The sequence below is a fragment of the Roseburia sp. 831b genome (assembly GCF_001940165.2).
GTDB lineage: Bacteria > Bacillota > Clostridia > Lachnospirales > Lachnospiraceae > Roseburia.
Genome location: NZ_CP135162.1, coordinates 2,681,904 through 2,706,188, shown reverse-complemented (window position 1 = coordinate 2,706,188; position 24,285 = coordinate 2,681,904). Strand labels below are relative to the sequence as shown.

Genomic DNA, 24,285 nt, shown 5'->3' with positions numbered 1-24,285 from the left:
AAATTGGAGGGATAAAAGGTGCTGACAGAAGAAAGATTTGCAAGGATTTTATCCATACTAGAAAGTATGGGAAGTGTGACGGTGCAGCAGCTGATGACAGAACTGGATGCTTCCGAATCCACGATTCGCAGGGATTTGACTGCACTGGATGCCAAAGGGCAGCTCACGAAGGTTCACGGAGGAGCAATTTTAAAAGCGACAGGTTACAACACGATTGATGATAATGTTATCAGTCGAAAGGGAATGAATGCGGAGGCGAAAGAAGTCATTGCCAAATATGCGGCAAATCTGATTGAGCCAGGCGATTTTGTTTATCTGGATGCCGGAACGACAACGGAGCGAATGATTGATTTTATTACCTGCAAACAGGCAGTGTTTGTGACGAACGCCATTTCCCATGCGAAGAAGTTATCGGAACTTGGATTTACCGTTTATATTTTAGGAGGCGAATTCAAGGCGGTGACGGAGGCAATCGTCGGGGAGGAAGCCGTTACAACACTTGACAAATATAATTTCACAAAAGGATTTTGGGGTGCCAACGGTGTGAACATGCAGAAAGGTTTTTCCACACCGGAAATCAAGGAGGCGCTCGTGAAAAAGAAATCCATGGAGAACTGTAAGGATCGCTACATTCTTTGCGATGAGACAAAGTTTTCCAAAATTTCGAGTGTCACGTTTGCAGCTTTTACGGATGCAACGGTTATCACAACTGGATTAAAACAAAAGGCATTTTTATCCTGTAAGAATGTCTGTAATATTACAACCTAAGATTTTAAAACAAGAATCTATGAAGGAAGAAAGGAGCATACTATGATTTATACTGTAACGTTTAATCCATCTCTGGATTACATTGTCACAGTCAAGGATTTTACCTGCGGAGTGGTAAACCGGACCTGTGATGAGATTATTTATCCAGGCGGAAAAGGAATCAACGTATCGATGGTTTTGAAAAATCTTGGATATGAGAACACAGCGCTCGGCTTTTTATCAGGATTCACCGGAGAAAAGATACAGGCTCTTTTAAAAGAGAAAGGAGTTGCGACAGATTTCATTCCGGTAGAAACAGGAATGTCCCGCATCAACGTAAAACTTCGTTCGAATGAAGAGACCGAGATTAACGGACAGGGTCCTAAGATTGAAGAAAAACATATTCAGGAACTTTACCGGAAACTGGATGAATTAAAAGATGGCGATGTCCTTGTGTTAGCGGGCAGCATTCCAGACGTGATGCCGGGTTCTATGTACATGGATATCATGAAACATTTAAGTGACCGCAAGTTAAAAATTGTGGTAGATGCCACAAAAGACCTTTTGGTCAATGTGTTAGAGTATCATCCGTTTTTGATTAAGCCAAACAATCACGAACTTGGTGAAATTTTTAACGTAACACTGGAGAAAAAAGACGAAGTTGTGGAATACGCAAAACGCCTTCAGGGAAAAGGTGCAAGAAACGTACTTGTTTCCATGGCGGGCGAAGGAGCTGTGCTGGTAACGGAAAATGGAGAAGTTTACAAGGCAGATGCGCCAAAAGGAATTCTTAAGAATTCAGTCGGAGCAGGCGATTCCATGGTGGCGGGTTTCCTTGCAGGATATTTGGAAAAAGAAAACTACAAAGATGCATTTGCAATGGGGGTTTGTACCGGAAGTGCATCGGCTTTTTCAGAGGAACTTGCGACAAAGGAAGAAGTAGCTGCATTGCTTGAGAAGAACAAATACCTATTTGAATAAAACCAGTAACAGGAAAGTTATTTTAGAAAAAAGAAATTCAGTAGCGATGACAGAGAAAACAGTTTGAACAACAACGTATTTTGACAGGTGAAGGTTCTGTGAAAATAAATGGGGAATATAGCAAAAGGAGGAAAATGTATGAAGATCAGAGATTTGCTGGCACCGGAAAGCATTGACTTAAACGGCAGCGCAGCAGGAAAAAAAGAAGTACTTGATCAGATGGTTGCCTTAATGGCAAAAAGTGGAAAAATCAACGATGTTGAGACGTATCGGAAAGGTGTGTATGCAAGGGAAGAAGAAAGTACAACCGGTATCGGGGAAGGAATTGCCATTCCGCATTGTAAATCGGATGCGGTTTCAAAGCCGGGTCTTGCAGCAATGGTATTAAAAGATGGTGTCGATTTCGATGCATTAGATGGAGAGAAAGTTCATCTTATTTTCTTAATTGCAGCGCCAAATACAGAGGATAACGTTCACCTGGACGTACTCAGCAAACTGTCCGTCTTATTGATGGATGAAAACTTTACCAACAGCCTGAAATCAGCTACAAGTGTAAGTGAATTCTTAGCAGTCATTGATAAGGCAGAAGCTGGTAAGGATGAGGCAGAAGCGGGAAAAGAAAAAGAGACAGTATCCCATGCTTCCGGTAAAAAGGTGCTTGCCGTAACCGGATGCCCAACCGGAATTGCACATACTTACATGGCAGCAGAGGCATTGGAGAAAGCCGGCGAGGCAGCAGGATGCGATATCAAAGTTGAGACAAGAGGTTCCGGCGGTGCCAAAAATGTATTGACAAGTGCAGAAATTGCAGCAGCCGACTGTATTATCGTCGCAGCAGATACCAAAGTTCCAATGGATCGTTTCGATGGCAAGAAAGTCATTCAGTGCCAGGTATCCGATGGTATCAGCAAAGCAGACCAGTTAATTGAAAGAGCCATGAATGGAGATGCTCCAGTCTTTAAAGCAGATGGAAAAGCACAGGTTCAGGAATCTACCGGAAAAGATGGCGTTGGTCATAAGATTTATACACACCTGATGAATGGTGTATCCCACATGCTTCCATTTGTAGTGGGCGGTGGTATCTTAATTGCAATCGCATTCTTAATCGATGGATTTGCCGTAGATTTGAACTCTCTTCCATTAGACCAAAGATCCAACTTCGGTACGATTACACCAATCGCAGCAATGTTTAAATCCATCGGTGGCGTCGCATTCGGATTCATGTTACCAATCTTAGCCGGATTTATTGCAATGAGTATTGCAGACAGACCGGGACTTGTAGTTGGATTTGTCGGCGGAGCAATCGCAGCAAACGGTACATCCGGTTTCTTAGGTGCATTGGTAGCAGGTTTCGTAGCTGGTTACTTAGTACTTCTGTTAAAGAAAATCTTTAGCAAATTACCGGAAAGCTTAGACGGAATCAAGACGATTTTGCTATATCCGGTATTCGGAGTGTTGCTTATCGGTATCATTATGATGTATGTGGTTGAACCTCCAATCGGTTTCCTAAACACAGCAATCAACAATGGATTGAATGGTTTAAATGGTGCAAGCGCAATTTTACTTGGAGCACTCTTAGGCGGAATGATGTCTGTTGATATGGGTGGCCCAGTCAACAAAGCAGCTTATGTATTCGGTACAGCTTCTATCGCTGCCGGAAACTACAACATCATGGCAGCTGTTATGGTTGGTGGAATGGTTCCTCCAATCGCAATCGCATTAGCAACCATCTTCTTCAAAAAGAAATTTACAAAAGAAGAAAGAAAAGCAGGTCCTACAAACTTCATTATGGGATTATCCTTCATCTCAGAGGGTGCCATTCCATTTGCAGCATCGGACCCATTACATGTACTTCCATCCTGTATCGTTGGTTCTGCAGTAGCAGGAGCATTATCCATGGCATTTGGATGTACCTTAATGGCACCTCATGGAGGAATCTTCGTAGTACCAACCATCGGAAATCCACTCATGTACTTAGTTGCATTGGCGGCAGGTTCCGTTGTAGGATGCTTGTTACTCGGCGTTTTAAAGAAGGATGTAGAAGCTTAAAAACGGCCTAAAATATTGGAGGGCGTTGCAAAGGCGGCGCCTTCCTTACCCAAATAAAAAGTTGAAAGAGAAGAAAGGAAGAAGAAAGATGAAAGAATTCAAATATACAATCACAGATCCAGAAGGAATCCACGCAAGACCAGCAGGAGCTTTTGTAAAAGCTGCCGCAGCATTTCCATGTAAAGTAACTGTTACAAAAGACGGAAAAGAAGTAGATGCAAAAAGAATCTTAGGTCTTATGGGCTTAGGTGTAAAGAGTGGTATGGAAATCACATTAAAGACAGACGGCGAACAGGAAGACGAAGCAATCGAATCCTTAAGCAAATTTTTACAGGAGAACTTATAGGAGATTTTCGATAGAAGGGAAGGAGGAAAATCATGATCGTAGAAGGGAAAAGCGTTTTTGCAGGAATCGCAATTGGACGTGTATCTGTATATGATAAAAAGGACAACCAGGTAAAAAGATACAAAGTGACAGATGTTGAAGCAGAAATCAAACGGTTTGAGGATGCAAGGGACAAGGCAAAAGAACAGCTTGCCGTTTTCTATGAAAAAGCATTGAAAGAAGTTGGGGAAGTCAATGCTGCCATCTTTGAAGTACACCAGATGATGTTAGATGACCTCGATTACGTGGAATCCATTACGAACATGATTCGTTCCCAGGAGGTCAACGCAGAGTTTGCGGTAGCAGGAACCGGTGACAACTTCTCAGCCATGTTTGCAGCAATGGATGATGATTACATGAGAGAACGTGCAGCGGACGTAAAAGATATCTCCAACCGTGTCATCTCTATTTTACAGGGAAATGAGGGCGGTGGCTTAACCGGCGATGAGCCTTTCATTCTGCTTGCGGATGACCTTGCGCCAAGTGAAACGGTCCAACTAGACAAAAGTAAAGTACTTTCCTTTGTGACCCGTCATGGTTCGACCAATTCCCATACTGCAATCCTGGCAAGAACCATGAATATCCCGGCAATTATCGGGGCAGATTACCCGGAGGATGCCGATGGCAAAATGGCAATTGTAGATGGATTTGCAGGAAAATTAATTTTAGATCCAGATGAAAAAACATTAGCAGAGTATCAGAAAAAGAAAGAAGAAGAGGAGAATAAGAAACGTCTTCTTCAGGAATTAAAAGGAAAAGAGACCGTCACCCTGGATGGAAAGAAACTACATTTGTACGCGAATATCGGTGGTGTTGCGGATGTCGCAAGTGTGTTAAGCAATGATGCAGAGGGAATCGGACTTTTCCGAAGCGAATTCTTATACTTAGAATCCGATACCTACCCAACCGAAGAAGCACAGTTTCAGGCATATAAGACGGTAGCAGAAAATATGGCAGGCAAAAAGGTCATTATCCGAACGTTGGATATTGGTGCAGACAAGCAGGTAGATTACTTCCAGCTTGGAAAAGAGGATAACCCGGCGATGGGATACCGTGCAATCCGAATCTGCCTGGATCAGCCGGAGATTTTTAAGACCCAGCTTCGTGCGATTTATCGTGCAAGTTATTACGGAACCATTTCCATCATGTTCCCAATGATTATCTCCGTTTCTGAGGTGAAAAAAATCAAAGAGATTGTCGCTGAGGTGAAAGCGGAACTCGATGCGGAAGGAATTCCGTACAAAGATTGTGAGCTTGGTATCATGATTGAGACACCGGCAGCCGTGATGATTAGTGATCTTCTTGCAAAAGAAGTAGACTTTTTCTCCATCGGCACAAACGATCTGACTCAGTATACACTCGCAATCGACCGTCAGAATCCAAGACTGGACAACATTTATGATTCTCATCATGAAGCGGTTCTTCGTATGCTTCAGATGGTCGTGGATAACGGCCATAAAGAAGGCTGCTGGGTTGGAATCTGTGGAGAACTCGGTGCAGACACCACACTCACGGAAACATTTGTCAAAATGGGATTTGATGAATTATCCGTTTCTCCATCCATGGTATTGTCCGTGCGCGAGAAAGTGAGAAATGCAAAATTTTCATCTTAACAACCATGTATTCTCATAGAAACTTCATATAACTACAAATATAATTGAATAGCGAAAAGATGCCTCTTTTGAGAAAAATTTTGCAACTATTGTGGAAATTGTGTATAATAGTATACAATATGTAAAAAATCAAGGAGGCATTTTTTTGTGTCAAAAATAGAGTATGCATGGGTATTTTTAGGTGCGGCAGCGATTGTAGCATACTATTTATATAAATCACTCGAAAAAGAAGATAGAATTGGGAAGTCTTTGCGCAACATGATATTGTGTGGACTGCCGGCGATTCTTTCCTATCTTCTGACGTTAATTTCCAATTCCTACTTTGTAATGTCGGTGGGAAACAGTCTGGTCTTTATGCTGATTGACTGGATTTTATTTTTCTTTTTGCAATATACGTTTTATCTGTCCGGGAACCATAAGTTTCCGAAAAAAAGCGAGAGACTGTTGATTACTGCGTTAGGGATTGACAATATAATGCTCGCAATCAACCCATTTTATGAAGTGGCGTTGACATATCGAAAGAAAATGGTCGGAACGGATTGTTATCTGATTTTTGAAAAATATCCGTGGTTCGATTTACATCTTCTCATCTGTTATGCGATGTTTCTTGGTGCCGGGGCAATTCTGATTCGAAAATGTATCGGTTCGCCAAAGGTTTACCGGAAACGTTACACGACGATTTTGCTTAGTATGATAATTGTAATCGCAATCAACGGGATTTTCTTAGCGATGGGGCTTGCGGTCGATGTATCCATTATTTTATATAGTCTGCTTGCCTGTGTTTTTTATTTCTATACGTTTGAATTTGAGCCATACGGGGTCATTTCGGATGCCAGAAAGTTCATTTTTAACCAAATGAAAGACCCGATTGTCCTATTCGACAATGAGGATCGTTTTTTGGTATGCAACGAAAGCGCAAAAAAGCTTTTCCAGATGGAAGAAAAGATGACACTTGCAACTTTTTGCAGGAAAAATCCATACCTGACACCGAATCAGGAAAAGAAAGAGGATATTCTGGAGGTCATGCTAGACTGCGATGGCATTACCAAATGGTTTCAGATACAGTATCAAAGACTTACGGATGCGAAAAACCGGTTTACCGGCACACTTCTTGTGTACAATGAAGTTCCGGCGCAGAAACGAGCAATCGAGCAGTTAGAATATCACGTCAACCACGATCCTTTGACCGGATTATACAACAGGAATTATGTAAACCATTGCAGGCAGGAGATGATGCACGCTTTTCCAATACCAATCAGCATCGGAATTTTCAACATCAATGGCTTAAGGCTGGTGAATGATTTTTATGGTCTTGATAAGGGAGATCAGGTGCTTTGCACAGTGGCGTCGATTCTAAAGGAAGAAGCAAGAGAAGGCGACCGTGTAGCACGTATGGATGGAGATGAGATGTTATTCTTTTTGCCGGGCACAGATATTGCCGAGGCGGAAGAAATTTTTGCCCGCGTTGGAAAAAGAATCAACAACAAGCAGGCAGGCGAGATTCAAATCAGTGTGGAGTATGGGCAGTCTGTGATTTATTCTGCGCAGGACAACACACAAAAAGCGTTAGAAGAGGCACGCAAGGAAATGGTTCAGAAAAAATTGCTGAACAAGGAGAGTGTGCGCAGTTCCATCCTGGAATCATTGAAAAAGTCGCTGCTGGAGAGTGATTTTGAGACCGAGAAGCACGCAGAACGTACCAGCAGGATTTCGGTCGAGCTTGGAAAGAGACTGGGTATCAAAAAGCAGGAACTTGGACAGCTTGGGCTTCTTGCAACCCTTCATGACATCGGAAAGGTTTCGATACCAGAGCGGATTCTTCATAAAGAAGGAACATTGACGGAAGAAGAATGGGAAATCATGAAAAGCCACACCGTAAAGGGATATGAGATTGCCAAGATTACACAGGAAGTCCGACCGATTGCAAAGTGCATTTTATGCCATCACGAAAGATGGGATGGAAATGGCTATCCTTACGGCTTAAAGGGAGAACAGATTCCGCTCTTATCCAGAATTATCACAATCGTGGATTCCCATGACGTTATGACGCATGACAGACCATATCACAAAGCGATGACGATGGAAGAGTCGATTCAGGAACTCAGACGGTGTGCCGGAACACAGTTCGACCCGCAGATTGTCGAAGTTTTTATATCCATGCTAGAAGAAAAGAAGACGGTTACGCAGACCGTATAAAATCAGAAGACAGACGCATACTATAAGGGATTGTCCGAATGGGCAGTCCCTTATTTTAGTATGTGAGGTGATAACATGGAACAGGGACTTTTGATAAAGCAGGGGTGCATTCATAATGCGATACAGGAGGAGCCATTTGTTGGAGATATTCTTGTAATAAACGGAAAAATTGCAAAAATTGCACCAATTTTAGAGGGAAAAGCCATCAATGATGCCGAAATTTTTGATGCGGAAGGGTGCGAGGTGTATCCGGGCTTTGTGGATGCGCATTGTCACCTGGGATTACAAGGCACTGCAGTTGGCTACGAGGGGGAGGATTTTAATGAGCTTTCGGATTGTATCACGCCACAGCTTTCTGCAATTGACGCAGTCAATCCGCAGGATGAGACATTTGCAATGGCGAGAAGTGGGGGTGTCACGTGTGTGGCGACCGGTCCGGGAAGCTCGAATGTGGTGGGAGGAACTTTTTGCGCCATCAAGACAGCAGGAAAAAGAATCGATCACATGTTAGTGAAAAAAGCGGTCGGAATGAAAATTGCGTTCGGGGAGAATCCGAAGAACTGCTATAAAAGAAACGGAATTTATTCGCGCATGACGATTGCGGCGGACATCAGGGAGTTGCTGTATCGGACGCAGGATTATCAGAAACGGAAACTTGCAGCCGGGTTTTCAGACGATGTTTCGTATGAAAAAATGCCTCCCTATGATGCAAAATTAGAGGCGATGCTTCCGGTGATTGAGGGAGAACTTCCTTTAAAAGCGCATGTGCACCGGGCAGACGACATTTTTACTGCGATTCGCATAGCAAAAGAATTCGGCATAGGACTTTGCCTTGACCATGTCACCGATGGAAGTCTCACTGCTAAGGAGCTTGCAAAAGAAGGGGTTTCGCTTGCAATTGGTCCGTCACTGGGTCATCCAACAAAATATGAGTTGAAACATAAGTCATTTGCAACACCTGGAATTTTAGCAAAGGCTGGCTGTCAGGTTGCCATTATCACAGACTCTCCTGTCATTGAAGAACGTTTTCTTGCGTTATGTGCAGGCTATGCCATCGATTATGGAATGACAGAATTTCAGGCACTGCAGGCCATCACCATCCATGCCGCAAAGCACATCGGTGTAGAGAAACGCGTAGGAAGTATTGAGGAAGGAAAAGACGGTGATTTCGTGGTGGTAAAAGGAAACCCGTTTGTACGCAACCCAGAGATTGTGAGGACAATTATCGAAGGAAAAACGGTATTTGAGCCACGAAAAATGGGTTGAGAAAAGAGGGGAAGGCAAGTTATAATAATGGTGATATTTTATGTGGCAGGTGAAAACGGATGGAACAAACAGATCTACAATGCAAAGCACAAAGCCGATATGAACGGGAAAAATACGTAAACATTTTAATCATGAAAGGGGATGAAGAACCCCTGTCTGATTTGTTGGCAAATGTAAAAGGGATGCAGAGTGGAAATACATCTTTGAATCCGGTGCGGCAACAGCGTTATGACTGTATCATTGGCATTTCCATGGCGGTGCGTGCTGCCATGGAGGGTGGAATGAGGGAAGAAGATGCCTACATACTAGGAGATTCTTACATCCGAAAGGCGGACGAGCTTGAGGATATGGAGGCGCTATGGAGACTTTATCAGGAGGCCGTTTTAGATTTTGCAGGAAAAGTAAAAGCGATATGTGCCAATATCCGTCTGTCCGAGGCAGTTCGCCAGGGAATGGAATATATCCAGCAGCATCTTCATTGTGAGCTGACGCTAAAAGAGATTGCAGCCTACGCAAAGTTAAGCGAGACATATTTTAGTGCCTTATTCAAAAAAGAGACCGGAGAGACCGTCTCAGGTTATATCCTGCGAAGCCGTATTGAAGAGGCAAAGAAAATGTTATGCTATTCGGATGACGCATTGTCCGAGATTGCAAAATATTTAGGATTTTGCTCGCAGAGCCATTTCTCCAAAACATTTCGCCAGTACACGGACATGACACCGGGGGAATATCGGAAATGTTATTATAAAAGAACGAATAATGTGATTATTGGAAAATAAGCGAATTGATGATGACATCAATTCGCTTTTTCTCCGACCTGAATCGTGTGGAAGCCTTCGCCGTGAACTTCATTGGAATCAAGTACAATTGTAAATGAAAGAGGATCAGCCTCCTTGATGGCTTTTTGTACCAAAAACATTTCCTTGTTGTTGCAGGCACACATCACAACATCCCGGTCGTCCTGTTTATAACCACCCTGTGCCTTGATAATGGTAGAACCACGCTGACAGGTATTCTCAATCGTATCACTGATTTTTTTTCCATCGTTTGTGACAATCAACGCCATTTTTCCGGAATTCATGCCGTACATGGTTTTGTCTACTACGGTTGCAAGCAGATAAGATACAATCATACCGTAGATAACGCCGTCCACATCACGGAACACGATAGTTCCAAGCAGGATAATGATGGCATCAATGGCAAAAGAAATTTTCCCAACAGAGACATGTGGGCGAAGTGCCTTGACAGCCATGATAATAAAATCTGCGCCGCCGGTTGAGGAATTCTGCATATAAATAATGGAGTATCCAAGTCCCGCAAGGACGCCGGTGCACAATGCAGCAAGAAGGCGGCTGCCTTCATAGATTGGGAAAAGTGGTGCGGCATAATCAATAAAAACAGAGGAAATAATCATGCATCGCATAGAGCGAAAAAAGAAGCCGCGTCCCAGAAGCTTATAGCAAACAATCGCAACCGGAATATTTAATAAAATGGTCGACAGACCAATTGGAATCTGAAACAACTGATATAGGATAATCGAAATACCGGAAAATCCGGTCATTGGAAATTTTGCATGAACAGCAAAATTGTAGATACCAATCGCAACTAAAATACTTCCGGCAATTTCCCAAAAGATTTGTTTTAATTCAGCCTGAAGGCGTTCCTTTTTTATTTTACTCATCCGAAAATCTCCATTTCTGCAATATTTTTTACCAATAATGATTAGGGTGTCAAAAGGGTATGTTAAATCTTTTGTACCATTTGTCAAATAAAAAATATCAGGTACCCTTTTGATATCCTAATCCAATAATCAAAAAAAAAGAGCAACTACGCATCATATAAAATATAATACGCGTTTGCTCTTTTCAACGGACTTATTCTAACACCGTGTGGTGGGGGATGTCAAGTTTTCAGGTGATGTAGAGAAGCCAGTAATTATGACAGTTACAGAGGCGGCTAATTATAAAATAAGTCTCTGATAAATAAGCATCAGTTCCGGCGGTAGCTGGGCGTAGTGGACTGAAAAATCTCTTCTACGCCCCAAGCAGCTAAGGAAGACACGTGTTATGTAAACTAATTGGACGCCAAAAGTGCTAGAAATATCCATACGCCCTGTGTTTTATAAAATTGGGGGCGTACAAGCTGGAATTGAACTTAAAAGAGCCAATTCCAGCTTTTTTCAAGAAAAATTCAGGATAAAATGGGCGTAACAGAGGAATAACAATGAGATTTGCCCAACAGGTTGAAGAATATAGAAAGCTGTTATTGATGTAAAAACAGAATGAATCCGTTGTACTTAAGGGTTGTTAAGTATGACGGATTTTTCATGATTCGACATTGCTAAAACAGGAAAACTATAATAATATGATATTGGCATTAAAAGCCTTTACTGACGAATTAGATGCGTTTTTCATAGTTTTTGTATTGGTTAGTGTAACTTGTTGGGTGATAGGTTTTAGGAATAAAGTGAGGGAAAAAGAATGAAAATTGGATTATATATGTATAATACATCTCCGTTGTTCGAAATTATAATTGCAAAGTATATTTTGGAGACAAAGTATGAAGTTGTTATATTATCAGATGAGGAAGAAATAAATACTGCTGAAAATATAAAAATAAGAGCAAAGAAGATAGATGAAAGGAATTTAGAGGAGGAGCTTGGGGCAATTATTGTCTGTGGAGGAGAATTAGAACAGTCAAAGAAAAGTGCTGCCATTAAAAAATTAATTCAAAATATGAATGATAAGGGTAAAATAATTGCATCCATTTGCTCGGGTAATAATATTGTTGTGGAGGCATTGAACATGGAAGGTGTGGAGAATAATTTTAGTGGAACGAAGTTAATAAATAAAAATGTTTTTTTATCTTCCGCAGACCATTATGTTCAATTCGGAATTGGTTTAGGAAAATTACTGGATGTTTATATAGATAAAAATGATTATGACGAAACAGTAAATTTTTTCTTACAGAACCAGGTATAACGAGGAGGAACCATGAAAAACCAAAAGAAAATTCTAACCTTAGTACACAGCAAGAAAACACTCATAGCCTACGTCATAGTAGGACTGGTTTACTCCGTGATAAGCGTAGCTGCACCATCCATATCGGGAGATTTGGTAAACTCAGTCATATATGGACAGGGAAATATTAAGTTCTATCTGATACTTCTTATTCTGACATATTTGCTGCTCTTAGTGCTTTCAGTTGTAGACCAGCATGCATTTATGTCCTTTAAAATCAAAGAGAAAAAAGCAGGTTACAAAAAGGAAAACCTGGTATACTGCTCTGTAAGATTCTTGCAAACTAGTAGTAGAGAACAAAACAGATTAGTGTATAAGAACGGAGTCGAAGAAAATGTTTAAAGTAATAAAAAAATTAGGCTTAGGTCGTTTTGTGATTTTATTAACAATCATAATATTGTATAGTTTAGCCGCATTTATTCCTGTAAAGTTTATGCAAAGCATGATAGATGCGGTATATTTAGATTCATACCAAAAAGCGATAAAGCAGATACTAATATCTGGCGCTTTTTATGTGGTATTTCAGGCACTTTCACAATTTTTATATGCACTTTATAATTTTTGTGGAGATAAATATCAGAATGAGCATGCGAGAGATATCAGAAATAATGTATTTGAACATATTTTAGATGTGAATGATTTAAAAATTAAGGCGGTTGAAAAATCAAAGCTTTCAAATGGAATAATCGAAGATACACAATATATTTCTGAAAATTATTATAGAATCTTGATTGATTGTATGGTTTCTGTGGTCAATTTTGTGATTGGATTTATCTTTTTAACATCTATAAATTTGTATTTGGCTTTGATTATTATTCCATTAGGTTTAGTGACTTCATTCTGTTCAAAAAAGATAGAGAATTATACGGAAAAAAACGTAGCATTGCAGAAGGAAACAACGGAAAAAAATTGGAAATTATTTAGTGAAGGAATTCAGGGAATAAATAACATAAAAGTTTTTGATGAACATGGGAATTATCTGAAGAAAATAAAAAAAGTTTCCGGAGAACTTTGCAATATAAACGTAAAACAAAGTAAAATACAAAATTTTGGAGGCGGCATTATTGGAACGCTATATATGATGACAATTGCGGTTATAATGCTGGTTTCCGCTATTTTTGTTTTGAACGGCAGTTTGTCATTTGGTGGATTATTAGCAATAGTTATGTACAATCATATGCTGGTTGATCCATTGTTAAATATCATAGAAGCCCGCCAAAAGCTGATTAGGCTGAATATCTCAGTGGAACGAATGGAACAGATTCTGAAATTGGAAAAATTGAAAAAAGAAAAGAAAGACATTGCGGTTGATAAAGTTTCTTTCGAAAATGTATCATTTTCGTACGGTGATAAATCTGTGATAGAGAATTTTAATTATGTATTTGAAAAAGGAAAATCATATTGTTTGGAGGGAAAAACAGGTACAGGGAAAACGACATTATTGAATTTGCTTGTTGGATATCTAACGCCAGACAATGGAAAAATAAAAATAGTATCAGATGATGATAGTGAATATGAAAATATTATTTTAAACAGAGTTTCTTATATGTTGCAAAATGGATATTTATTTAATGCAACCACCGAAGAGAATATCAAATTTGCAAATCCAGAGATAAGTGATGATGAAATTGATGAATTACTTACAAAATGTTGTTTATTAGAAGTGAAAGAACGTGTTGGAAAAGAAATTGGGAATGATGGAAACAGGTTGTCCGGGGGAGAGAGAAAGAGAGTACAACTAGCAGTATGCCTTGCAAAAAGAGATTGCGAAGTTTATGTTTTTGATGAATTATCCAGTTCCTTAGATAAAAACACATTTAATGCTATTAAGAATAACATTCAGGAATATTTAAAAAATAAAATAGCAATTTTTGTCGAACACTATAATGTTGAGAAAGAATTATATGATGATGTTATCCGATTATGTTAACTTTCATTAAAAAATGTGCCAAAATGCCAAAGAACAGCATTTTGGCACATTTTTCTTTCGGAAAAAGCAGGCTACAAAAAGGAAAACCTGGTTTACTTCTCTGTAAAATTCTTGTAAAATAGTGGTAGAGAAATGCAACGGAAATTGGGGAGTTTTTGTCGTGTTTTCTTGAAAAAAAGGATAAGGAGAAGGAGACAATGAAGAAGGTAACAAGGGGAATAGCGGTAGTACTCGCAGCAATTATGACCGTCACCGGAGTGAAAACAGTACCGGTAAAGGCAGACACACAGGCAAAGAGTGTGGATATTATGTTCACGAGCGATTTACACTCACATGTGAACAGTTTTAACACCATTCTTGCCGGAGAGACAGAAGCAAAAAACGTAGGTGGTTTTGCAAGAATTGAGACGTTAATCAAAGAGCAGAAAGAAGAAAATCCGGAGACACTTTTGCTGGATGGCGGCGATTTTTCCATGGGTACACTGATTCAGACCGTGTATGAGGATGAAGCAGCGGAGCTTCGTCTGTTAGGCGAATTGGGAGTAGACGCCACTACATTCGGAAATCATGAATATGATTATCGCTCCAGTGGTTTACATAACATGTTGGGAACGGCTGTGGAAAGTGGAGATGCACTTCCGGAGATTGTGTTATGTAATGTGGACTGGGATGCGATGGAAGAGGAAGGACTTACCGAGGACCAGCAGTTAATCCGGGATGCATTTGACGATTACGAAGTCAAAGATTATACGATGGTGGAAAAGGACGGCGTTAAAATTGCAATTGTCGGTGTCTTTGGAACGGATGCGCTGGCATGTGCGCCGACCTGTGCATTGCTTTTTGAAGACCCGGTTGAGGCAGTAAAACGCACGGTAGCCGAGATTAAGAAAAATGAAGACGCAGATATGATTATCTGTGTTTCCCATAGTGGTGTGAATCTGGCTGATGAGGACAAATCCGAGGATGAAAATCTTGCAAAAGAGGTGCCGGATCTGGATTTGATTATCAGTGGCCACACCCATACAAAGCTTGAAGAACCGATTGTGCATGGGGACACTTATGTTGTGGCACCGGGTGAATACGGTGAATTTGTAGGAAGCCTTTCCATGACACAGAAGGACAACGGACGCTGGACGCTGGAGAAGTATGAGCTGATTCCGGTAGATGAGTCCGTAGAATCAGACACGGCAATGCAGGAAAAAGTAGATACATTTATGCAGGCAGTAGATGAGAAATATCTCTCTGCATTTGGTTATACCAAGGACGAGGTTCTCGCGACCAACGATGTTACGTTTTGTACATTAAAAGATTTAGAGGCAAAGCACACCGAGTTAAACCTTGGAGATCTGATGTCGGATGCGTATGTTTATGCCGTAGAAAACTCTGCGGATTTTGATGGTGAGACGGTAGATGTAGCTGTTGTTCCGTCTGGAACCGTTCGTGATACATATACAACCGGTGATATTACCGTGGAGGATGTTTTTAATTCCTTCTCACTTGGAACCGGTAAAGATGGTGTGCCTGGTTATCCGCTTATCAGCGTATATTTTACCGGAAAAGAATTAAAGACAATGGCGGAGATTGATGCTTCTGTATCGGATTTGATGCCAACGGCAAGACTTTATATTAGTGGATTGAATTTTACTTACAATCCGAACCGTATGTTGTTAAACAGAGTGACGGATGTGTATTTGACAGATAAAAATGGAGAACGTGTGGAGATTGAGGACGACAAGTTATATCGTGTTGTCGCAGATTTGTACAGCGGTCAGATGATGGGCGCCGTGACAGATATGTCATACGGCTTGTTATCCGTTGTGCCAAAATACGCAGATGGAACACCGGTGGAAGATTTTGAAGATGTAATTCTTTACGAGGATGGAAAAGAATTAAAAGCGTGGGATGCGATTGCCCGCTATATGCAGTCTTTTGAGGATACCGATGGAGATGGAATCGCAAATGTTTCTGAATATTATGCAGCCGACCACGACCGTAAAGTGGTAGAGGATGATAAGAGCCTTGGCGCAAAATTATCTCATCCAAACCGTTTTGTTGCAATGGCAGCAGGTGTGATTGCGGTATTGATTTTATTGGTTGTATTCATTATAGTGATAGTAGTGAAAGTAGTAAAAAAAGTCAGAAAGAAAAAGAGAAATTAAGTTAGGAGCGGTATAAAATGGGCGCGCAGGATAAGACAGAAAAAGTATTGCGGGAAATTCATGTGATGCTATCACAAAGCGAGGTTTATGATGAGGCGGCAGGTCGTGTCATTATCAATAAAAAAGAGATGTTAAATCTGTTACAGAAATTAAACGTATGTATGTACGAGATGATGGACGAGCACGAACTCACACAACAAAGCCGTGATCAGGCAGAACGTGCTGCGCGCAAGCGAGGCGAAGAGATTATCTTAGATGCCAACAGAAAGGCGGAGGATGTTTATGCAGCCTCCGTAATGTATACAGACGAGGCATTGCTGGATGTTCAGGATATCATGCAGCAGGCACTGGAATCCGTAAAAGAAATCTATTTCGATATGGAAGAGAAGATGAAAAAGGAAAAAAGACGTGTCCGCACGGATCAGTCTGATTTAAAGAGCCACCTGCAGGATTTAAAGGATACGGACAAATATTTAAAAATTATTGAAGACCGGAACCGGGAGCGTGAGAAGGCAAAGAAAAAGGAGCAGCAGGAGATTGACAAAGAAATGTCCCCATATAAGTCAATCAAACCTGAGATTCATATCAATGAGGAATTCTTGCGCGAGCATGGCATGATGTCATCCTTAGAGGAAGAGACAGAAGCAATGCCGGAATCAAATGAGACGAAGGATGTGGCACCGGAGATTAAGGTAAATCTGGATGCAGAATATTTTCAATGGAAGGAAAATGAGGCAAAAGGTGCCACAAACCAGAAGAATGGAGCCGCAAATCAGAAAAAGAGCTCCGCGGCGCAGGGAAAAAACGATAGTTTCATGAATTTTTTGTTTGGGAAGAAATAAATTAAGAAAGCATTAAGAAAACCTTACTACACAGATTTAAAATTAACTGATACAATAGGTCTAACATGAAAATCTGTAGGAAAAGCAGATTCCGGTAAGGAGAACGTTATGACATACAAAATTTTGGTTTGTGATGATGATCACGAGATTGTAGAGGCAATTGATATCTATTTACAGCAGGAAGGGTATGAAGTTTTAAAGGCTTACGATGGACAAGAGGCGCTTGAGATTTTAAAACAGAACGATGTGCATCTTTTAATCATGGACGTGATGATGCCAAGACTCGATGGCATCCGTGCAACGTTGAAAATCAGAGAAGAGAGCAGTATTCCAATTATTATTCTTTCTGCCAAAACAGAGGACTCGGACAAGATTTTGGGATTGAACATCGGAGCGGATGACTATGTTGCCAAACCATTCAATCCGCTGGAGTTAGTAGCACGTGTGAAATCCCAGCTCCGCCGTTATACACAGCTTGGAAATGTATCGGATACCAATGATACCGTTTATCAGGTCGGCGGACTCCGCATTGATGATGATTTGAAAGAGGTGACGGTAGACGGCGAAGTCGTCAAGCTTACCCCGATTGAATACAACATCTTATTGTTGCTGGTCAAGAACCAAGGAAAAGTATATTCCATCAACCAAATCTACGAAAGTATCTGGAACGAGGACGCAATTGGTGCGGACAATACGGTTGCGGTACATATTCGTCATATCAGAGAAAAAATCGAGATTAATCCAAAAGAACCACAGTACTTAAAAGTTGTATGGGGTGTTGGATATAAAATCGAGAAAAATTAAGGACGAGGTTCAAGATGGGAAAAAAATCGTATAGCTATGGTATGAAACTGGTTGGAATGATTTTTCACCAGTTTTTTACCGTTTTATTTACAATATCCATGGTTCTTCTTGGTGCATTGTTTAGCCGCAGCATGGTTGATATCGTGGATATTGGTGAAAATTCATTTGCCAAATCAGCATATTATGTTTCCTGTGTGGAAAAAAAATACGAGCAGCTTTCCGAATATATGCACCTGACAAAGCAAAAAGAGCAGTTAACCAAGGAAGAACGTCAGCGCTATCTTATGGAACAGAATATGTTTGAGGCAAAGGATACAAACTTTACCTATTGGTATGTGCAGGATGGTATACTGTATACAAACGATTCCAATGCAGACCGGGCGGACTGGAAGTTTGATGCGGATGTGGTCACAGACCAGGTACGAAAATCCGGGGATTATCTGATTTATGATGTGGAAAACCTGCAGTTTGAATCTAATATAGGTGGAATCGATGAATATCTGTTCCGGGAGTACAAAGGAACAGCAATCATCAATACAGAGGAAACACTCCTGATTTTTCATGTAGATACCAGCTTTCATCAGGAAGACGATTTCCTGGAGGCAAAACAGGAATATGACAAACTGCATCCATGGGTAAAGCTTGCCATTATTGCTGTAATACTTGGTATGATTGGCTGGGTGATTTCACTGGTTTATCTGACCATCTCAGCAGGCTGGCATGAAGGAGAGAAAAACATTCGTTTAAGGGGAATTGACAAGGTTAAGACAGAGATTCTGGTGGTAGTTTTCCTGGCATTTTGTGTGGAGATTATTTCCCTGTGCGCAAGGTTTGTAAATGGAAACTGGAACATTTCCGGTTTACTCGTTGCAACCGGAACGATTAGCTGGGTGACGGATAACCTGTTTTTGATGTTCTATTTAAGTATGGTGCGAAGAATCAAGGCAGAAGTATTGTGGGAGAGTTCACTTGCCTGCTTTTTGCAAAAAGGACTGGTAAAAACATTCCAGGAACGAAAAATTACAACACGTGTGCTTGTTTTGTTTGCCGGACATATCCTGATTGCAGGTATGCTGGCGTTCCTTGGTTTTTACAAAAGACAATACTGGTGTCTGCTTTTGTTAATTCTTTTCTGGGCAATAGAATGTTATATTTTCCTAAGAAAATCGGTGGAGCATAACCAGATTTTGCAAGGGGTCAAAAAGATTGCCGAGGGTGATTTGACGTATGAGATTCCAATCGACGAACTCCATGCGGAGACCAGGGAGCTTGGAAAAGAAATCAATAAAATCGGTGAGGGACTCTACCATGCGGTGGACGACAGCACCAAGAATGAGCGAATGAAAGCGGATTTGATCACAAATGTGTCGCATGATATCAAGACACCGCTGACTTCGATTATAAATTATGTCAACCTTATCAAACTGGAGGATATCCAGAATGAAAAAGTCAAAGGTTATATCAGGATTCTGGATGAAAAGTCCATGCGTCTGAAGCAGTTGACGGAAGATTTGGTGGAGGCATCGAAAATCAGTTCCGGTAACATCAAGCTGGATATGCAGAAAATCGACATGGTCGAACTGATTTACCAGACCGGTGGCGAGTTCAACGAGAAGTTTGAGGCCAAACAATTAACAATTGTGACAAAGCTTCCGAAAGAGTCTGTTTTCGTGAAAGCAGATGGACGGCAGCTTTATCGCGTCATCGAGAATCTCTATAACAATGCGTCGAAATACGCACTGGAAAAGACGCGTGTCTACGTCGAAGTTTTGGCAAAGAACGAGGAGATTGTCTTTTCCATTAAGAATGTATCAACCAAGACCTTGTCCATGGAAAATGCAGCGGTTGAAGATTTGACTGAGCGTTTTATCCGCGGAGATGAGTCCAGAACAACCGAAGGAAGCGGGCTGGGACTATCGATTGCCAAGAATTTAACAAACCTGATGGGTGGAACTTTTACGATTACCGTAGATGGAGATATTTTTAAGGCGACGATTCATTTTCCGCTTTATACAGAAGAATAAATTTTACAATAGAGCAGACGTATGTTTGCTCTATTTTTTTGACACCCGAATTCGTTTATAGGATAATAGAAAGAAAATATAGGAATGGGAGAATAGGTTGATATGATAAAAGCGGTAATTTTTGATATGGACGGGGTGTTGATTGACACGGAGAAATACTTAAATATTTATTGGAGACAGGCAGCGAGGGAAGCGGGATTTGACATGACAAGGGAGCATGCGTTGCAGATTCGTAGTCTTGCGGCAAAATTTGCGGGACCTTATCTGCAGAGTATCTTTGGACCGGAGTTTGATTATGAGAAAATCCGTGCCCGTCGGAAAGAGCTTATGAATGCACAGCTTGCCAAGACCGGAATCGAGAAGAAGCCGGGTGTGGACGGACTTTTGGATTATCTTCATGAAAAAGGAATTAAGACGTCGGTTGCAACTGCGACAGACGAGGTGCGTGCAAAGGCATACTTAAGCGAAATTGGTATCTATGAAAAGTTTGATCAGGTAATCTGTGCCACTATGGTTGCAAATGGAAAACCGGCACCGGATATATACCTTTATGCGTGTGAGCGGATTGGTGAGCAGCCACAGGATTGCATTGGCGTGGAGGATTCTCCAAATGGGATTAAGTCAGCAAGTGCAGCAGGACTTCATGTTGTGATGGTACCGGATCTTACCCAGCCTACGGAGGAAGATTGGAAACGCATTGAAGCGAAAGTGGATTCCTTAGAGGAAATCAAGCGACTGCTTGAGGAAACTCAATTACAAATGTAATTGAAATCAAGACTTAAAACAGCTACTTTAGAAAGTAAGGGATGAGAGTTAGAGGGGCGTAAGAGAAGGAGTTTTACGCAATGTTAAAAATAGGGATTTGCGATGACGAACAGATTGTAAGCGAAATATTGAAACGGAAAGTTGAAATCTGCTTAAGGGAAGCAGGAGTGCAGGCAGAAATTACACTTTTTTCGCAGGGACAGGATTTGTTAGAAACCGGAGAGGATTTGGACATTCTGTTTCTTGATATTGAGATGCCGGAAATGGATGGGATTGAAGTAGGGAAAAAACTGCGTCAAAAGGGAAACGACTGTAAAATTATTGTTGCTACCAGTATGGTGGAACGGTTCAAGGAAGCCTTTTATATTGATGCCTTTCGGTTTGTGACGAAACCGTTTGAAATGGAAGAAATCCGGGCAATTGGAGGAGAGGTAGAACTTTTCATAAAAGGGAAGAAGTATCGGAAAGATATTACGCTCACTGACTTGGAACGTGAGTTGAGCGAAACACTGTTTTTTCGAATCAGCAGGCAGTACATAGTGAATCTGGGGGAGATTACGGAGCAGAAAGCCAATATGGTTAAGGTTGCAGGAGAGACGTTGAAGGTTTCAGTCCGAAAGCAGAAAGATTTTGAAAAAGCTTATCTTCGTTATAAATTGAGGGGGTAACTATGAATTATCACCATGTTTCGCTTCGAGCGGGCATTTTTCTGTTACATTGATGTCTTTTCTTTTTGTTCTGCTGTTTTTCTATGTAAAATATAAAATTAGAATACAGGCAGAAGAAAATGGAAGAAAAAAGTGGAAAACGATATTTAAAGGTTATGATTCCTTTTCGAGAAAATAGATAACGTTTAAAGGGTTAACTCAACGTTTAAGGGGTTATGATTGAAAAATATAGTCGATTTCTGCTACCTTCATAATAGGATTATAAGAAAAGATGCAATTTTGGGGGAGGTGTAGCATGCGTTTTTTTCGATTATTGATTTTAGCAATTGCTTCGATGTGTTGTTCGAAGGTTCTTTTGAATTCCTCTGTATTTGGAACAATGTTCATTTTTTGTGCATTAAATCATATCACTGCAACTACAAAAGTAAATGAAACAGAAATACAAAAGCCTTCTTTAAAATTATATGGTGTGGCAGTTGCAATATGCCTGGTAGGACTGTCTATGATAGTTGCGGGAAAATTCTGGTTGCAGATAGATCAGATGGTAATACTGGGAGTAATCATAGTTGCAGCTATGGCTGCATCGCTGGGAGTAAATTTGATTTGCAATTTGTGGAGGTATTTCAAAAGCAGTAGAGGTTTGGTTAATCATAGTTCAGAAAAAGGGGAGAGAGGCAGATGAAGCAAAAGAAAACAATTTTTTTATCTATTGGGGTGGGGATTTTGGTAGTATCTTTTCTCATCATGTTAGTACCATTTTTCTTTTTTAAAGGTTCAACCAATGTGGATAAGTATGGTGAGTTTAATTCGTATTGTGGATACAGCAAGTTACTGATTTTCCCCAAAGAATTAGATGAAGATGCAAAGGACGTGTCGTATTACTATTTGGCAAAGGATACTTTTATGGACCCAACCTGTGAGATTTATTTGAAATGTACCTATCCAGAACAGGAGTTTACAAAGGAAGTATTGCGTTTGAAAGAGATAACCGGAATCCGGGAGGACAAGGAGCATTTCGACTATCCGGCATATGTTACGATGTACAATTTTTCATCCAGTTATGAGTATGCGCTGGTGATGGAAGAAGAAAAAAGTATCGTATATGTCAACACACAAGGAATATATCCGAACTGGTTCCTGGGCTTGAGATTCCCGAAAGAATATTTGCCAGATAATTTTATGGATGATATCACTTATACCGGGAATCCGGAAGATAATTTTGCGATTGGCAGCATTATACATCTTTGATGTGGTGAATTTAGGATATAGTATTTTTACAATGATAGTTTGTGTGGTTGTATTTGGCATTAAACGATTTGCGAAGTAGCTTTGTGAAAGAAGGAGCATAGAAGAAATGAAGAAAATTTTGGAAGTAAAAAATCTGAATAAAAAATATCCATCCTTTGAACTGAAAAATGTTTCTTTCGTAATTGAGGAGAAAAGTATCGTCGGCTTTATTGGTACGAATGGTTCAGGGAAATCTACCACAATTAAGGCAATATTAGGCTTGATTAAATCCAGTTATGAGTCAATATTGTTTGATGGCGAGTCAATAACCAAAAATCCGGTTGATGTTAAAAATCAGTTAGGGGTCGTTTTAGATGACGGATATTTTTATGAAACGCTGAAAATGAAAGAGATGAAACACATCGTTGCGAAAGCATATCGAAACTGGGATGAGGATGAGTACAAAAAACTTATGACAAAGTTTGGCTTGGATGAAAACCAGAAAATTTCAACTTTGTCAAAAGGTATGAAAATGAAATTTTCAATAGCCATAGCTTTGGCGCATCATGCCAGGTTGATTATTATGGATGAGCCAACCAGTGGATTAGATCCTCTTGTCAGAAATGAATTTGACGGGATAATCAGAGATATTGTTGAAGAGGAAGGGTGTAGTGTTCTGTTTTCAACGCATATTACAAGTGATTTAGAAAAGGTTGCGGATACAATTTTGTTTATAAACAAGGGCGAAATTGTTTTTGAAAAGAAAAAGAACGATGTGATTGACGAATATAAAAAATTGTACAAGAAAGATAATATTGGAATTGAGGATATTATGATTGAGAAAATCCAAGGAGGAAGCAGAGATGATATTTAATCTGGTGGTAAAGGATGCATTGATTGTAAAAAAGTACATTTTATTGATGTTCTTTGTAGCAATATTTGCACCTGGATTGCTGTTGAGTAGAATAGAAGGAAGTGAGGTAAGCAAATCTACGGCTGGCGGATTGATATTTTTCTTGGTGTTGTTCGTAATCATTTTTCTGCTATCAAGCTCGATTTCAATGGTAGATGAAACCTACAAAAAGGGCTGTGCATATTTGTGCACGACCCCATATACAAGAAGACAAATCGTAATTTCAAAGTATGTATTCACGTATATCGTGTTCATTGCGTATGTAGGTATCTATTTTTTAGAATCAATGTTTTTAAAGAAATATACAGTAGATTTAACGGCAAAGCTGGTAATTGGGTCACTTTTATTTATTAGTATATTTAGAGGCGTGCTGATACCTTTAGAATATAAGTTTGGCTATGAAAAGGCTAAATATATAATTATGATTTCTATCATGGCAGTGCCATTTGTGTCCTCCTATGTAATTGGTAATTTTGATTTTTCATTTATGGATTTATCATGGTTCTATAAAAATGAGAATTTTTTTGGAATATTATGTATTGGATGCATCGTTATCATAAATTTTGTATCTATCATTTTAAGCTGTAAAATATTTGAAAATAAAGATATGTAGGGGGAATATTATGGAGTGGTTGAAGTTGGTATTATTTTGTTTCCTGTTTTGCGTTGTTGCTCTTGTTTCAAAAAAATATAGGG

The 24,285-nt window shown here is 40.2% G+C and carries 22 protein-coding genes; 21 read left to right on the top strand and 1 reads right to left on the bottom strand.

The window, feature by feature from the left end; all coding sequences use genetic code 11:
- Positions 1–18 precede the first annotated feature (18 nt).
- From BIV16_RS12435 to BIV16_RS12400, 8 genes are all read left to right on the top strand, one after another.
- Positions 19–768, top strand: coding sequence for a DeoR/GlpR family DNA-binding transcription regulator (locus BIV16_RS12435; protein WP_075680429.1), 750 nt, complete (start codon positions 19–21; stop codon positions 766–768).
- A gap of 42 nt (positions 769–810) precedes the next feature.
- Positions 811–1,728 (top strand): 1-phosphofructokinase, encoded by a 918-nt coding sequence (gene pfkB, locus BIV16_RS12430; protein ID WP_075680428.1) that lies wholly within the window; start codon positions 811–813, stop codon positions 1,726–1,728.
- Between the two features lie 138 nt (positions 1,729–1,866).
- On the top strand, positions 1,867–3,777 hold the full coding sequence (locus tag BIV16_RS12425; RefSeq protein ID WP_075680427.1) for a PTS fructose transporter subunit IIABC: 1,911 nt from the start codon (positions 1,867–1,869) through the stop codon (positions 3,775–3,777).
- Positions 3,778–3,865: 88 nt separating this feature from the next.
- The gene (locus BIV16_RS12420) at positions 3,866–4,123 is read left to right on the top strand and encodes an HPr family phosphocarrier protein (RefSeq protein WP_075680426.1); all 258 of its coding nucleotides are present in this window, start codon (positions 3,866–3,868) and stop codon (positions 4,121–4,123) included.
- A 32-nt stretch (positions 4,124–4,155) separates the two neighbouring features.
- Entirely contained in the window at positions 4,156–5,775 is a 1,620-nt protein-coding gene (gene ptsP, locus BIV16_RS12415) for a phosphoenolpyruvate--protein phosphotransferase (RefSeq protein ID WP_075680425.1), read from the top strand.
- A gap of 147 nt (positions 5,776–5,922) precedes the next feature.
- Positions 5,923–7,971: an HD domain-containing phosphohydrolase gene (locus BIV16_RS12410; protein ID WP_075680424.1), complete on the top strand. Its 2,049-nt coding sequence runs from the start codon at positions 5,923–5,925 to the stop codon at positions 7,969–7,971.
- Positions 7,972–8,046: 75 nt separating this feature from the next.
- A complete protein-coding gene (locus BIV16_RS12405; RefSeq protein ID WP_075680423.1) occupies positions 8,047–9,237 on the top strand; it encodes an amidohydrolase in 1,191 nt (396 codons plus the stop codon).
- Positions 9,238–9,296: 59 nt separating this feature from the next.
- The gene (locus tag BIV16_RS12400) at positions 9,297–10,016 is read left to right on the top strand and encodes an AraC family transcriptional regulator (RefSeq protein WP_083625183.1); all 720 of its coding nucleotides are present in this window, start codon (positions 9,297–9,299) and stop codon (positions 10,014–10,016) included.
- 17 nt (positions 10,017–10,033) lie between these two features.
- On the opposite strand, the gene BIV16_RS12395 is transcribed toward BIV16_RS12400, so the two are convergent.
- Entirely contained in the window at positions 10,034–10,918 is an 885-nt protein-coding gene (locus BIV16_RS12395) for a YitT family protein (protein ID WP_075680421.1), read from the bottom strand.
- A gap of 799 nt (positions 10,919–11,717) precedes the next feature.
- On the opposite strand from BIV16_RS12395, the gene BIV16_RS12390 reads away from it, so the two are divergent.
- From BIV16_RS12390 to BIV16_RS12330, 13 genes are all read left to right on the top strand, one after another.
- Entirely contained in the window at positions 11,718–12,218 is a 501-nt protein-coding gene (locus BIV16_RS12390) for a DJ-1/PfpI family protein (protein WP_075680420.1), read from the top strand.
- 12 nt (positions 12,219–12,230) lie between these two features.
- Positions 12,231–12,599, top strand: a complete 369-nt coding sequence (locus tag BIV16_RS12385) for a hypothetical protein (protein WP_075680419.1) — start codon at positions 12,231–12,233, stop codon at positions 12,597–12,599.
- The gene (locus BIV16_RS12380) at positions 12,592–14,187 is read left to right on the top strand and encodes an ABC transporter transmembrane domain-containing protein (protein ID WP_075680418.1); all 1,596 of its coding nucleotides are present in this window, start codon (positions 12,592–12,594) and stop codon (positions 14,185–14,187) included. Before BIV16_RS12385 ends, BIV16_RS12380 begins: the two co-directional genes overlap by 8 nt.
- Before the next feature lie 197 nt (positions 14,188–14,384).
- Positions 14,385–16,346: a bifunctional metallophosphatase/5'-nucleotidase gene (locus BIV16_RS12375; RefSeq protein ID WP_075680417.1), complete on the top strand. Its 1,962-nt coding sequence runs from the start codon at positions 14,385–14,387 to the stop codon at positions 16,344–16,346.
- 17 nt (positions 16,347–16,363) lie between these two features.
- Entirely contained in the window at positions 16,364–17,188 is an 825-nt protein-coding gene (locus BIV16_RS12370; protein ID WP_075680416.1) for a hypothetical protein, read from the top strand.
- 108 nt (positions 17,189–17,296) lie between these two features.
- Positions 17,297–17,992 carry a response regulator transcription factor gene (locus BIV16_RS12365; protein ID WP_075680415.1) on the top strand — a complete coding sequence of 232 codons (696 nt, stop codon included), beginning with the start codon at positions 17,297–17,299 and terminating at the stop codon, positions 17,990–17,992.
- Positions 17,993–18,006: 14 nt separating this feature from the next.
- Complete coding sequence (locus BIV16_RS12360; RefSeq protein WP_075680414.1) at positions 18,007–20,016, top strand: sensor histidine kinase; 2,010 nt, start codon at positions 18,007–18,009, stop codon at positions 20,014–20,016.
- Between the two features lie 102 nt (positions 20,017–20,118).
- The gene (locus BIV16_RS12355) at positions 20,119–20,781 is read left to right on the top strand and encodes an HAD family hydrolase (protein ID WP_075680413.1); all 663 of its coding nucleotides are present in this window, start codon (positions 20,119–20,121) and stop codon (positions 20,779–20,781) included.
- A gap of 80 nt (positions 20,782–20,861) precedes the next feature.
- Positions 20,862–21,449, top strand: coding sequence for a LytR/AlgR family response regulator transcription factor (locus BIV16_RS12350; protein ID WP_075680412.1), 588 nt, complete (start codon positions 20,862–20,864; stop codon positions 21,447–21,449).
- 295 nt (positions 21,450–21,744) lie between these two features.
- Complete coding sequence (locus BIV16_RS12345; RefSeq protein ID WP_075680411.1) at positions 21,745–22,131, top strand: hypothetical protein; 387 nt, start codon at positions 21,745–21,747, stop codon at positions 22,129–22,131.
- Positions 22,128–22,697 (top strand): hypothetical protein, encoded by a 570-nt coding sequence (locus BIV16_RS12340; RefSeq protein WP_075680410.1) that lies wholly within the window; start codon positions 22,128–22,130, stop codon positions 22,695–22,697. Before BIV16_RS12345 ends, BIV16_RS12340 begins: the two co-directional genes overlap by 4 nt.
- 106 nt (positions 22,698–22,803) lie before the next feature.
- Positions 22,804–23,550: an ABC transporter ATP-binding protein gene (locus BIV16_RS12335; protein ID WP_075680409.1), complete on the top strand. Its 747-nt coding sequence runs from the start codon at positions 22,804–22,806 to the stop codon at positions 23,548–23,550.
- Positions 23,540–24,202 carry an ABC-2 transporter permease gene (locus BIV16_RS12330; protein ID WP_075680408.1) on the top strand — a complete coding sequence of 221 codons (663 nt, stop codon included), beginning with the start codon at positions 23,540–23,542 and terminating at the stop codon, positions 24,200–24,202. The genes BIV16_RS12335 and BIV16_RS12330 overlap by 11 nt, the downstream gene beginning before the upstream one ends.
- Positions 24,203–24,285 lie beyond the last annotated feature (83 nt).